Source organism: Microbacterium xanthum (assembly GCF_034531355.1).
GTDB classification, from domain to species: Bacteria; Actinomycetota; Actinomycetes; order Actinomycetales; family Microbacteriaceae; genus Microbacterium; species Microbacterium xanthum.
This window is the reverse complement of sequence record NZ_JAWHUE010000003.1, coordinates 249,733-262,392: the sequence shown is the minus strand read 5'-3', so window position 1 is coordinate 262,392 and position 12,660 is coordinate 249,733. Positions and strand designations below refer to the sequence as shown.

11 protein-coding genes are annotated in these 12,660 nt (G+C 70.3%); 7 read left to right on the top strand and 4 right to left on the bottom strand.

What is annotated here, in order from left to right; translation table 11 throughout:
• Positions 1 to 15 precede the first annotated feature (15 nt).
• Together RZO50_RS11340 and RZO50_RS11335 are read right to left on the bottom strand one after the other, a co-directional pair.
• Positions 16 to 975: a hypothetical protein gene (locus RZO50_RS11340; RefSeq protein ID WP_322599839.1), complete on the bottom strand. Its 960-nt coding sequence runs from the start codon at positions 973 to 975 to the stop codon at positions 16 to 18.
• 93 nt (positions 976 to 1,068) lie between these two features.
• Entirely contained in the window at positions 1,069 to 1,761 is a 693-nt protein-coding gene (locus tag RZO50_RS11335; RefSeq protein ID WP_322599838.1) for a phosphocholine cytidylyltransferase family protein, read from the bottom strand.
• Between the two features lie 513 nt (positions 1,762 to 2,274).
• Here RZO50_RS11335 and RZO50_RS11330 point away from each other — a divergent pair.
• From RZO50_RS11330 to RZO50_RS11320, 3 genes are read left to right on the top strand one after another with little or no spacing between them, the layout of a single operon-like run.
• A complete protein-coding gene (locus tag RZO50_RS11330) occupies positions 2,275 to 3,582 on the top strand; it encodes an ABC transporter ATP-binding protein (protein WP_322599837.1) in 1,308 nt (435 codons plus the stop codon).
• 11 nt (positions 3,583 to 3,593) lie between these two features.
• Complete coding sequence (locus RZO50_RS11325) at positions 3,594 to 5,123, top strand: hypothetical protein (protein WP_322599836.1); 1,530 nt, start codon at positions 3,594 to 3,596, stop codon at positions 5,121 to 5,123.
• A 52-nt stretch (positions 5,124 to 5,175) separates the two neighbouring features.
• Complete coding sequence (locus tag RZO50_RS11320) at positions 5,176 to 5,442, top strand: DUF3039 domain-containing protein (protein WP_322599835.1); 267 nt, start codon at positions 5,176 to 5,178, stop codon at positions 5,440 to 5,442.
• A gap of 27 nt (positions 5,443 to 5,469) precedes the next feature.
• Here RZO50_RS11320 and RZO50_RS11315 read toward each other — a convergent pair whose 3' ends face one another.
• Complete coding sequence (locus RZO50_RS11315; protein WP_322599834.1) at positions 5,470 to 6,801, bottom strand: nicotinate phosphoribosyltransferase; 1,332 nt, start codon at positions 6,799 to 6,801, stop codon at positions 5,470 to 5,472.
• 57 nt (positions 6,802 to 6,858) lie between these two features.
• Here RZO50_RS11315 and murI point away from each other — a divergent pair, with 57 nt between their 5' ends.
• The 4 genes from murI (at position 6,859) to RZO50_RS11295 (ending at position 10,075) form a co-directional block, all read left to right on the top strand.
• Positions 6,859 to 7,677 (top strand): glutamate racemase, encoded by an 819-nt coding sequence (gene murI, locus RZO50_RS11310; protein ID WP_322599833.1) that lies wholly within the window; start codon positions 6,859 to 6,861, stop codon positions 7,675 to 7,677.
• Between the two features lie 29 nt (positions 7,678 to 7,706).
• The gene (gene rph / locus RZO50_RS11305; RefSeq protein ID WP_322599832.1) at positions 7,707 to 8,456 is read left to right on the top strand and encodes a ribonuclease PH; all 750 of its coding nucleotides are present in this window, start codon (positions 7,707 to 7,709) and stop codon (positions 8,454 to 8,456) included.
• Between the two features lie 18 nt (positions 8,457 to 8,474).
• Positions 8,475 to 9,083, top strand: coding sequence for an RdgB/HAM1 family non-canonical purine NTP pyrophosphatase (gene rdgB, locus RZO50_RS11300; protein WP_322599831.1), 609 nt, complete (start codon positions 8,475 to 8,477; stop codon positions 9,081 to 9,083).
• An 83-nt stretch (positions 9,084 to 9,166) separates the two neighbouring features.
• Positions 9,167 to 10,075, top strand: a complete 909-nt coding sequence (locus tag RZO50_RS11295) for a cation diffusion facilitator family transporter (protein WP_322599830.1) — start codon at positions 9,167 to 9,169, stop codon at positions 10,073 to 10,075.
• Between the two features lie 15 nt (positions 10,076 to 10,090).
• Here the strand turns inward: RZO50_RS11295 and RZO50_RS11290 are convergent, their stop codons facing one another.
• Positions 10,091 to 12,649: an ATP-dependent DNA ligase gene (locus tag RZO50_RS11290; RefSeq protein ID WP_322599829.1), complete on the bottom strand. Its 2,559-nt coding sequence runs from the start codon at positions 12,647 to 12,649 to the stop codon at positions 10,091 to 10,093.
• Positions 12,650 to 12,660: the final 11 nt, after the last annotated feature.

The following is a 12,660-nucleotide window of genomic DNA, read 5'->3' as shown; positions in this document are numbered from 1 at the left end:
GCCGAGGTCCGTCGGTCAGCGGGGCGCGTCGGGTCCGGTGGCCTCCGGGGCCTCATCGGCCGACGCGATCTCCGGCGCGTCGCGGCCGCGTGAACCCCTGCCGCGAGTGATCGCCCCGCGTACGGCGGCGGCGCCGCGGGCGGTGCCGCCGGTGAGCGCGTCGCTGACCCGGCGGATGCGGCGGCCGGCCTGGTACTCCAGGCGCGTCGCTCCGGGAAGGGGCTCGAGCTGCGGCGGCAGCGTGAACGGCGCGTCCGGGAAGGCCCGGCGCGAATTCACGAGCACGCGTCGCCCCAAGATGTTGTTGCCGGCGCCGCCGACAGCGGCGCCGATGCCGAAGGGCAGCGCCTTCCCGATCCACGAGGCGCCGCCTCGGGCGGCGAACTGGCGGACGAATGTGGTCTTGAGCCGGTCCACGAGCGGTCCGACCGCGGCGCGGGGAAGGGTCTGGGTGACCATCTGGCCCCAGTAGCGGTCCCGCGTCGGGCCCTTGCCGGCGGCCTGGTTCGCCAGCTGTGCAACCAGATCGACACCTTCCTGCCCGAGCATGAGGGTGAGCACGAGCGCGCGCGCCCGGTCGGGGTCGTCGACAGGGATGCCGTGGACCTCCGCGACGGACTGCGCGAACAGGGCGGTCGCCTCCAGGAACCCGACCGTCTCGACCCCGCTGAGTGCGAGAGTGACCCCCGTGCCGATGCCGGGGATCACGGCGGTCGCTCCGACGGCCGCTCCGCCGGTGGTCACCGCCGCCAGGTAGCGGCGCTCGAGCATTCTGATGATGTGTTCGGGTGGTGCGTCCGGATGGCGAAGTCGGATGCTGCGCAGGTGAGCCAGGACGGCGGGACGCTGGATGGCGAGGACCCGGTCGAGCGCGCGGATCGTGTGGGGGTGCTCGTCGGAGCCCACGGGTGGGAGACCGCCGTCCCACGGGGCTTCTCCGGACAGCGAGTGGATGCGGTGCACCTTCTCGGACATCACGGTGATCCTACGTCGCCCGGCCGGGGTGGAGCCCGAAACGCCCCGATCGGATCGCGATCCGGCCGGGGCGTTGTCGATTCGCGTGGGTCGTCAGACGAAGAGGTTGGCGCGCTCGAGGTCTTCGGCGAAGTCGACCTCGACGGCGTACAGGTCGGAGATGTCCAGGGGGGCGACGCGGAGACCGTCCTCGGCGATGGCCAGTTCGAGGCCGCGCTCGAAGTAGTCCTGGTCGTCGACGCGGTGCAGGTGACGCATGAACGCCTTCTTGTCGCGCGACGAGATGTAGTTGATCCCGACGGCTTCGCCGATGCCGCCTCGGACCGTCTTGGAGAGCTCGTCGATGTGGCCGTCGGGGGAGACGGTGTATTTGACTTCCTCGTCGCTGACCTTCGAGGTGTTCACGGTGACGAAAGACCGGTCGGCCGCGATGAGGGACAGCGCCCGTCCGAGCACGCGGGGGTCGAACACGACGTCGCCATTCATCCACAGCACGCCGGCGCGCCCCGTCTTGGACAGGCCGCGCAACAGGCTCTTGGAGGTGTTGGTCTGGTCGTAGCTGTCGTTGTACACGTAGTCGGCCTCGGGGAAGGCCTCCACGATGGTTTCGGCGCGATAGCCGACGACGGTGGTCACGCGGGCGTCCGAACCGAACGCCGCGCGGATGTTGTCGTGCTGCTGGCGCATGATCGAGCGGCCGTCGGACAGCTGGGTCAGCGGCTTGGGCAGGCTTCGGCCGAGGCGCGAGCCCATCCCTGCCGCGAGGATCACGATCTGAGTCGTCACGTTGAAGTCTCCTGGAGTGTTGATTCACCGTCGGTTCACCGACGCGACACCCCGTTGTGCCTTGTGAATGGTAGCGAGAACGCCTGAGAACGAACAGAGTCCCTGGCCGGTGTGTCCGATTCGTGATATGTCCAGCGCAGAATCCGCTGCGCCTCTCGGTGGCTCCCCGGGTGCCCCGTGTCGATGCCCGCTCTGTGCGAATCCTCTGAACGTCGCGCCGTGCGCTACGGGCAAGCGGAGCGAGGTTGATACCTTGGGTCGGTGACAGCATCGCTGCCCATTCCGGGGGACCCTGATACGCCGCACAACGGCGTTCGTGGCGCGAGCGTGCGCGACAGTGGCGCGCTCATCTCGCTTCCGCCGAAGCCTCCGCTTCCGGCAGACCTGGTTTCCCGCACCGATCCCGGTCCGCCGCCACCGCTTCCCCGCGGGGTCCACGACCGCCCCCGGGCGGCGGGAGAACCCGAACTCCTGATCCCACCGCGGCCGCCGCTGCCTCGGGTCGAATCGCGTGTGCCCGGTGCCGACCTGGACGAGCTCGGTGATGAGGAACTCGAGGAGGACGGGCTCGAGGAGGATGTCTCCGGCGAAGACGAGGTCGACGAGCATCTGCTCGTCGACGACGAGCCGGCGGTGATCCCGGACGACGCCGCCGACGATGCTGACGACGACGCCTTCGCCGACGTCGATACCCTGAGCGCCGACGTCGAGGTCGACGTCACGGGCTCTGCCGACGATGCCGACGGCTCCTTCGCCGCCGACGCGGACCCCGCTGCCCTCCACACGGGCGTCGACCTCGACGACGCGGGCTCTGCCGACGATGCCGATGCCGATGCCGATTCCGATGCCGATGTCGACGCGGATGCGGATGCCGACGCGGACGACGACACGGCCGCGGATGCCGACACCCCGGACGCGGGTGCCGACACCGCGCACGGGGACACCGGGGAGCTCATCGAGGCCGGCGAGCTCGCGCAGGTACTCATCGAGACCGACGAATCCGCGGACGGTCCGCTGACCGACATCGTCTCCTCGGTTCTCGCAGACGACGTGCCGGCGGAGGATGCGGCGCTGTCCCTCCGCGGAGTGACGAAGGTCTTCGGCCAGACCCGTGCCGTCGACGGGATCGACCTGACCGTTCCGGCGGGGACCTTCTACGGACTGGTGGGGCCGAACGGCGCGGGCAAGACCACGACCCTGTCGATGATCGCCGGACTGCTGCAGCCCGATCGCGGCGCGATCAGCGTCAACGGCGTGGACGCCATCGCCGACCCGGTGCACGCCAAGGGCATGATGGGCGTCCTCCCGGACCGGCTCCGCACCTTCGATCGCCTGACCGGTCGTCAGCTGCTCTACTACTACGGCATGCTGCGCGGCCTGTCGCCGTCGGTCGTCGAATCGCGCACCGCCGACCTCGCCCGTGCCTTCGACCTCACCGACGCGCTCGGGCGCGTGGTGTCGGACTACTCGGTCGGCATGTCGAAGAAGGTCATGCTTGCGGGAGCCCTGATCCATTCGCCGCGGGTGCTCGTCCTGGACGAGCCGTTCGAGTCGGTCGACCCGGTCTCCAGCTCCGTGATCCTCGACATCTTGGGCACGTATGTCGAGCACGGCGGCACGGTGATCCTCTCCAGCCACGGCATGGACCTGGTCGAGCGCGTCTGCAGCCGCGTCGCGGTCATCGTCGCAGGTCAGGTGCTCGCAGAAGGGACGATCGACGAGGTGCGAGGAGAGCTCACCCTCGAGCAGCGGTTCGTCGAACTGGCCGGTGGCCTCAGCGACGTGGAAGGTCTGGAGTGGCTGCACACATTCTCCGACTGAGGATCGCGATGATGCTCGGTGCGCTCCGCGGCGAGCCCCGGCACACCGTGAGGATGGCCGCCGGCGTCGTCGTGCTCATCGCGGCGGTGGCAGCGGGATGCTGGGCGCTGGTCACCCTCGACGAAGCCACGCCGGAGGCGTTCGCGGCCGTCGCGGTCATGGGTGGGGCGGCCATCACGCTCGGGTTCGGGCTCGCTCCGGTGGTGACGGGGTCTCCGGATCCACTCGATCCCCGTCGTTTCGGCGTGGTCGGGATCGCGCCCCGCCCGCTGGCGGCGGTTCTGGTGCTCGCGGGGATGGTGTCCGTTCCGGTCTGGGCGGTGCTCGCCCTGGCGGTCACCACCGCAGTGGTGTGGGGCTCGCTCGGGGTTCCCGTGTGGGCCGGTCTCGTCTCCGTGCTCCTGATCGTGCTGACGAGCGTTCTTCTGGCCCGCCTGGCCATGGCGGTCACCGCGATGTTCCTGCGGGAGCGGCGCTCCCGAGAGCTCTCGAGCGTGCTCGCGGTGGGCGTCCTGGTCGTCGTGGTGCCGGTCGTGGTCTTCCTCGCATCGTTGGAGTGGCAGGGCAGCGTGCCTGCTCAGCTCATGGCGGCGGTGCGCGTGTTGTCGCTGACCCCCTTCGGGGCCGCGTGGGCTCTTCCCGGCGCGATCTTGACGGGTCAGTCCGTCGCTCTCACGGCCGCGGTGTCCATCGCGACGCCGCTGACGCTGGGGGCCGCGTGGCTGGCTCTTGTCACGCGCGTCCTGTCGACCACCGAGCGCCCGGTGTCGGTGAAGGAGCGCGGCGGGCTCGGCTGGTTCAACGTCGCCCCCGGCACGCCCACGGGCGCCGTGGCCGCCCGCAGTCTCGTGTACTGGTTGCGTGATCCCCGGCACATCGTCAACGTGGTCGTCGTCCCGGTGGCCGCGGCGATCCTGATCGTCCCGCTGTTGCTCGCCGGGGTGCCCGCACATCTGGTCGCGCTCGTCCCGGTGCCGATCATCGCGTTGTTCCTCGGGTGGCTTCCCCACAACGACCTCGCCTATGACTCCACGGCGGTGTGGATGCACATCGCGAGCGGACTGCACGGGGTGGCGGATCGGGTCGGTCGCCTCGTGCCCGTCGTCCTCCTCGGCGTGCCGCTGCTGGCGATCGGCATGCCCGTCGCCGTGTCGCTGCACGGACGCTGGATGGTCCTCCCGGCGATGGTGGGAGTGTGCGCGTCGCTGTTCCTGTGCGGGCTCGGCTTGTCGAGCATCGCCTCGGTCGTCGGCCCCTACCCGGTATCGCGCCCCGGGGACAGCCCGTTCCAGCAGCCGCAGCGCACGGGCGCCAGCGGTGCTCTGTCGCAGTCGTTCGTCATGCTCGGCACGATCGTGCTCAGCGCGCCCGTGCTGTGGTGGGCCTGGCGTGCCCTGGGAGGCGATCTCGACGCGGCCGAACACGCGCTGTGGGGCGGTCTCGGGATCGGTGTGGTCGTCTTGGCGGTGGGCATCGCGATCGGTGGCGGGGTGTTCCGTCGGCGCGGCAGCCGCATCATGGAGTTCGCCGAGGCGAGCTGACCGACCGAACTCCTCACCCGCGTGCGCGCGGACGGCGGTAGTATCGCTCTCCATGAGCACCCCACTCGACAGTCCCGACCAGGGCGGTCTGGCGACACTCGACCGCGAACTCGAAGAGCTCATCAAAGAGGAGAGCGTCGAACCGGGCGATCACGAGCGGTTCTCGCACTATGTCAAGAAAGACAAGATCATGGAGTCGGCGATCACCGGCAAGCCGGTGCGCGCACTCTGCGGCAAGAAGTGGACCCCGGGGCGGGACCCGGAAAAGTTCCCGGTCTGCCCGCAGTGCAAGGAGATCTACCAGAGCCTGAACGGCTGATCGCGCCGTATCGCGCCACCGGCGCGTTCAGCTCGCGTCGACGGTGATCGTGGGGAGAGTCGGGTCCGACCGGCTGAGGGCATGGGCCGCCACGGGCAGCTCGGCGCGCACCCGGGAGTGGTGTTCGCGCGCCGCGGCCACGCCCGCCGCGCCGAGGGCCGTGGCGTCGCATCGTCCCTCATCGATCAGGGTCGTCTGCAGCGGTCGGGAACCCGGATGCTCGGCGACGGTGTCCAGCTCGTCGAACCCATCGCTGACGGCGATCAGCTCAGCGGCGGCGACCCCGTTCACGAGGGTGCGGAAGGCCGCCTTGCGCCCCCCTCGGGAACCCTTGGCGGAGGAGGTCTTGGCCACCGGTACCCAGGCGCCGGCGGCGTCTCGACGGGCGACGAGTTTGTAGACCATGCCCGCCGTCGGTGTGCCTGACCCGGTGACGACGGAGGTACCGACACCATAGGCGTCGACGGGGCTGGCGGCGAGGGCGGCGAGGGCGAACTCATCCAGGTCGCTGGTCACGGTGATCCGGGTCGACGTGGCGCCGAGGTCGTCGAGCTGGCGACGCACCTGTGCGGCCACGGTGGGGAGATCGCCGGAGTCGATCCGCACCCCGCCGAGAGCGGTGCCGGCCACCCGGACGGCCGTTTCGACACCGGTGCGGATGTCGTAGGTGTCGATGAGGAGCGTCGTGCCGGTTCCGAGCGCGACGATCTGTGCGCGGAACGCGTCCTCCTCGCTGTCGTGGAGCAGCGTCCACGAGTGGGCGGCCGTCCCCATCGTCGGGATGCCCCACTCGGACCCTGCCTGCAGATTGCTGGTCGCATCGAAGCCGGCGATGTGCGCAGCGCGGGCGGCGGCGACGGCCGACCGCTCGCCGGTGCGCCGCGAGCCCATCTCGGCCAGCGGGCGCCCTCCGGCGGCGATGCTCATGCGGGCGGCGGCCGTTGCGACGGCCGAGTCGTGGTTGAGGACGGACAAGGCGAGGGTCTCGAGGATGACCGCCTCGGCGAAGGAGCCCTCGACGGTCAGGACGGGAGACCCGGGGAAATACAGCTCGCCCTCCCGGTAGCCGGTGACGGTGCCCCGGAAGGAGTAGTCCTCCAACCACCGGACGGTTGCGGCGTCGACCACCCGCTCGTCGCGGAGGTATCGCAGCTCCTCGTCACCGAACCGGAAGTCCTCGATGAGCTGCAGCAGGCGTCCGGTGCCGGCGACGACACCGAAGCGACGCCCGCCCGGCAGTCGGCGGCCGAACACCTCGAAGACGCAACGGCGATGCGCGGTGCCGTCGCGGAGGGCGGCGTCGAGCATCGTCAGCTCGTAGCGATCGGTGAGCAGGGCGGTGCTGGCACGGGCACTCATGCCGCCAGCCTAGCCACGCCGCGGGGGACGCCCGCGCGGCGGGTAGGCTGGTCGATCGTGGACGATGCGCCGATCGGGATCTTCGACTCCGGAGTGGGCGGACTGACGGTCGCCCGCGCCGTTTCGGCCCTGTTGCCGCGCGAGTCGATCGTGTACATCGGCGACACCGCCCGGTCGCCCTACGGGCCGAAACCCATCGCGGACGTCCGCAGATACGCGCTGGAGATCCTCGACGAGCTCGTCGCACAGGGCGTGAAGATGCTCGTGATCGCCTGCAACACCGCGTCGGCGGCGATGCTGCGCGACGCCCGGGAACGCTACGACGTGCCCGTCGTCGAAGTGATCGGTCCCGCCGTGCGCACGGCGATGTCGACCTCCCGCAGCGGGCGCATCGGCGTCATCGGCACGGCCGGGACCATCGCGTCCGGTGCGTATCAGGACATGCTCGAGGTCAACGAGCGCCTCACGGTGTTCGCTCAGGCGTGCCCGCGGTTCGTGGAGTTCGTCGAACGCGGCGTCACCGACACCCCCGAGGTGCTCGCTGTCGCCGAGGAGTACCTGTCGCCGTTGCGTCACGCCGGTGTCGACACGCTCGTGCTGGGGTGCACGCACTACCCGTTCCTCGAGGGGGCCATCAGCTACGTCATGGGCCCGGACGTCTCACTGGTCTCCAGCGACACCGAGACCGCGAAGGACGTCTACCGGCAATTGGTCGGCCGTGACCTGCTCGCCCGCCCCGAAGCGGTCGCCACCCACGTCTACGAGGCGACCGGCTCATCCGCCGACGACTTCGTCGGTCTCGCCCACCGCCTGATGGGTCGCGAGGTGCGCGACGTGCGTCTCGTGCAGACCGGCGCCATCGACCTGCCCCGCTGAGCCACCGCATCCGAGGAGGATCATCACCCATGACCGACATCACCCGCGCCGACGGCCGTACCGTCGACCAGCTGCGCCCCGTGACCATCGAGCGCGGCTGGTCGTCGCAGGCCGAAGGGTCGGCCCTCATCTCGTTCGGCGGCACCAAGGTGCTGTGCACCGCGTCGTTCACCAACGGGGTGCCGCGCTGGCTGACCGGCAAGGGAAAGGGGTGGGTCACCGCGGAGTACGCGATGCTGCCGCGCGCGACCAACGAGCGCAACAACCGCGAGAGCGTCAAAGGCAAGATCGGTGGCCGCACGCACGAGATCTCCCGACTGATCGGGCGGGCGCTCCGCGCCGTCGTCGACACCAAGGCGCTGGGTGAGAACACGATCGTCATCGACTGCGACGTGCTGCAGGCCGACGGGGGCACCCGCACAGCCGCGATCACCGGAGCGTACGTGGCGCTCGCGGACGCCATCGAGTGGGGCCGGACGAAGAAGTTCATCGGACAGAAGTCGAACGTCCTGTTCGATTCGGTCGCCGCGGTGTCGGTGGGCATCATCGACGGTACGCCGATGCTCGACCTCGCCTACGTCGAGGATGTCCGCGCCGAGACCGACATGAACGTGGTCGTCACCGGACGCGGGCTGTTCGTCGAGGTGCAGGGCACCGCCGAAGGGGCGCCGTTCGACAAGCGCGAGCTCGACCAGCTGCTCGAGCTCGGAGTCGCCGGATGCGCCGACCTGCGCGATCAGCAGGTGGCGGTCCTCGACGGCGCCGGTCAGCCTCGCTGAGGACGGGGCGAGGAGCAGATGACCGAGACGGCGCGCCGCATCGTGCTGGCCACGCACAACCCGCACAAGGTCGAGGAGTTCCAGGCGATCGTCGCCGCGGCGCGTCCCGACCTCGACGTCGTCGGCTATGACGGACCGGAGCCGGTCGAAGACGGCGTGACCTTCGCCGAGAACGCCCTGATCAAGGCCCGAGCCGCGAGTGCCCACACCGGTCTCCCGGCGCTCGCCGACGACAGCGGCATCTGCGTCGACGTTCTCGGAGGCTCGCCCGGCGTCTTCTCGGCGTATTGGGCCGGGCATCGCAAGGATGCCGTCGCGAACCTCGAACTGCTGCTCGACCAGCTCGCCGATGTCTCGGACCCGCACCGCGGCGCCCAGTTCGTCTCGACGATCGCGCTGGTGGTCCCGGGCGGTGCCGAGCAGACGGTGGCCGGCGTCTGGCCCGGGCGTCTGGCCACGCATGCCGCGGGTGCGGGCGGATTCGGATACGACCCGATCTTCGTGCCGGACGGACAGGACCCTGCGGCGGAGCGGACGGTGGCGGAGTGGTCCGCTGCGGAGAAGAACGCCGCCTCGCACCGCTCGCGGTCCTTCACCGCGCTGCTGCCGCTGCTGGCGGATCTCTGAGGGTGCCGGCGACGGAGAATCACTCTCGTTCCCGAGTAGCGCGAACCCGCGTGAGGTGCGGCCGCGCGTCGTAGCCTGGAGCCATGCACGACCATGCCTCCGGCGTTCGCGGTGCGAGCAATCGTCGGCTGCTGACGGTGTCCTTGGTCATCACCGCCTCCGTCATGATCGTGCAGATCGTCGGCGCCGTCCTGACCGGATCCCTCGCGTTGCTGGCCGACGCCGGGCACATGTTCGCCGACACCGCGGCGCTGGTGATCGCGCTCGTCGCGAGCATCATCGCCTCTCGTCCGGCGAACGACCGCCGCACGTTCGGGTATCAGCGGGCGGAGGTGTTCGGCGCGCTGATCAACGGGGTCGTGCTCATCGCCCTGTCGGTCTGGATCGCCGTCGAAGGGGTGTCCCGCCTGCTCAACGGCGGCGACCATGAGGTCGCGGGTGGACTGATGCTCGTCGTCGCCGTCATCGGTCTCATCGCCAACGCGGTGGCGATGTGGCTGCTGAGTGCGGCCCAGCGTCACAGCATCAACGTCCGCGGGGCCTACCTCGAGGTCCTCGGCGACCTCATCGGATCGGCGATGGTGATCATCGCCGCGGTGGTGATCGTCACCACCGGTTGGACCGGCGCCGATGCTCTGGCCTCGCTGGCCATCGCTGTCTTGATCGTCCCACGCGCGATCGCGCTCCTGCGCGAGGCCGCGTCGGTGCTGAGCGAGGCGGCGCCGGACAGCGTCGAGGTCGCGGAGATCCGCGCGCACATCGTGGCCACGCCGGGGGTCCAGACCGTGCACGACGTTCATGTCTGGCAGCTCACCCGCGGCGCCCCCGTGTTCTCGGCGCACGTGGTCGTGGACGAAGCGTGTCTGCGAGACGGGCGGGGGCCGGCGATCCTCGCCTCGCTGCAGGAATGCTTGGCAGACCACTTCGATGTGGAGCACTCGACGTTCCAGCTCGAGCCCGCCGATCACCTCGAGCACGGCGCGCACGCCTGAGGGTCCGGTCGGGATTCAGCGGGCCTCGCGCCTGACCTCGCCCGGGGACTTGTCGGGGCGAAGCCCGCGCCAGCGAGCGTGGCGCAGGATCCCGGCGGGGGTGAACTCGGCGAACTCGACCTCTCCGACCAGATCGGGGTGTACCCAGAGCGCGTCGCGGGCGTCGGCGGCGGGTACGGCGACGAACGGATTCTCGTCGGTGCGGAGCGGGAGGAGTGCCTCCTGCAGGCGTCGGAGGGTGGCATCGGAGAACCCGGATCCGACCCGGCCGGCGTAGCGGAGTCCTTCTTCGTCCGGCACGCCGACCAGGAGCGATCCGATACCGCCGTCCCGGCCGCCCTTCCCCGGTCTGATGGCGCCGATGACGACCTCCTGCATCCGGGTGAGCTTCACCTTGAGCCACGTCTCGGCCCGCACGCCCCGCCGATACGTCGAGGCCGGGTCCTTGACGACGATGCCCTCCAGGGCGAAGCCGCGAGCCGTGTCCAGCGCGGCGTCGACGTCGTCGAACACCGGCGGCACGCGCACCGGTGCGGGTATGTCTCCGGCGAGCTCCTCCAGCGTCTTCCGCCGCAACGACAACGGCAGATCGCCGAGATCGCGGCCGTCGACGGACAGCACGTCGTACAGGTACCACTGCACCGGGGTCCGAGCGGCCTCCCGCGCGATCTCGTGCCGATCGGCGAGGTTCATGCGATTCTGCAGCCGCGGGAAGCTCGGTCGGCCCGCATCGTCGAGTGCGACGAGTTCCCCGTCGAACACCGCCGGGACCGGTCCCAGATCGAGGCCGGCGTCGGTGAGGTCCGGATAGGTCGCCGTGAGGTCGTTGCCGCTGCGGGCACGCAGGGTGAGCGTCGTGCCGTCCCACACGCCGACGGCGCGGATCCCGTCCCACTTCAGTTCCGCCCATGCGCCGGCCTCCGCGCCGGCCCATCGGCGCGCGGCCTCCCGGGCGATCCCGGGGGTCGCGCTGACCGCCAGCATCGGCCGCAACGTGCTCGGGGGCGGCACGGCGCCTGTGCGCTGGTGAGCATGTCCCACTTTCGGTCCGCCCGGAGGGGCCTTGGGAGCAACTATCGGGACATCCTCGGCGGTGGCGGTGGCGGTGGCGGTGGCGGTGGCGTCCGCGGCGATCAGGTGGGAGTGGTCGGCCTGCGCGACGGTTGGGCCGTCGGGCTGGGGGCGGCCGGCCGCATCCGTCTTCATGCGGTGCAGCAGCCACGTGGACTTCTCGCCCTCGCCATCGGTGCGGATGAGCGCCAGCCTCACCTCGCCGAGGGGACCGTCGCCGCGCCCGCGGGCGGTGAAGATCACCTCATCGTCACGCCACTTCTCCAGCTCGTACCGTCCCGCATCCCACACCGTCATCGTGCCGGCGCCGTACTCGCCCGTCGGGATGACACCTTCGAAATCGAGGTACGCCAGCGGATGATCCTCCGTCATCACGGCGAGGTTGTTGCGCGTGTGGGTGGGAGGGATCCCGCGGGGCACCGCCCAGCTGACGAGCACCCCGTCGTGCTCGAGCCGCAGGTCCCAGTGCAGGCGTGACGCGTGGTGCTCCTGGATGACGAATCGGGGGAGGGCGGTGGGATCAGACGGCTCGCCCGTCGCACGGTCGGGCACCGGTTCCGGGGTGCGTGCGGCCGTGCGCTTCGCCAGGTACGACGCCAGCGGGCCGTGGTCGGTCGGCGGATCGAGGTCGGCGAGGGGGTCGCCGATCCGCGGGAGGCGCGCAAGCACCTCGTCGAACATCAGGTGGGCGAGCGCGGGGTCATCGAGCTCCTCCCACGTGCGTGGGGCGGCGACGGTCGGGTGGGTGCGACCGCGCAGGGAGTAGGGTGCGATTGTCGTCTTGGCCGCGTTGTTCTGGCTCCAATCGATGAACACCTTGCCGGTGCGCTCGGCTCTGGCCATCTGGCTGATGACCAGATCGGGGTGGTCGGCCTCGATCGCGCGAGCGAGTTCGCGCGCGACGGCGGAGACCTCTTCGCCGGTCCACGAGCCGTCCAGGTGCGCGTACAGATGGATCCCCTTGCTGCCGCTGGTGACGGGGTAGGCGTTCAGCCCCATGCCGTCGAGGATGCCTCGGGCGAGTCGGGCGACGACGGCGCATTCGACCAGGCCGACGCCGGGCCCCGGATCGAGATCCAAGACGATGCGGTCGGGGTTGGCGCGCCCGCCATCGGGACCGAACCGCCACTGCGGCACGTGGAGTTCGAGGCTCGCGACCTGGGCGAGATAGACCAGGGACGGCACGCCGTCGAGCAGCGGATACTCCTTCGGTCCGCCGGAGTGCGCGATCGGAGCGCGCCGCACCCACGACGGGGCGCCGGCCTCGAGGTCTTTGGCGAAGAACGACATGGCGGGCTCGCTGTCGGTGCCGACCCCGTCGGGCCAGCGCTTGCGTGTCACCGGACGTCCGGCGACGTGAGGGAGGAGCACGCCGGCGACGCGGGTGAAATAGTCGATCACCTCGCCCTTGGTGGTGCCGGCGGCGGGATAGAGCACCTTGTCGAGGTTGGTGATCCGCAGACGTCGACCGTCGATGCGCACCAGCTGCTCCGACACCGCCATGGCCTCAGGCT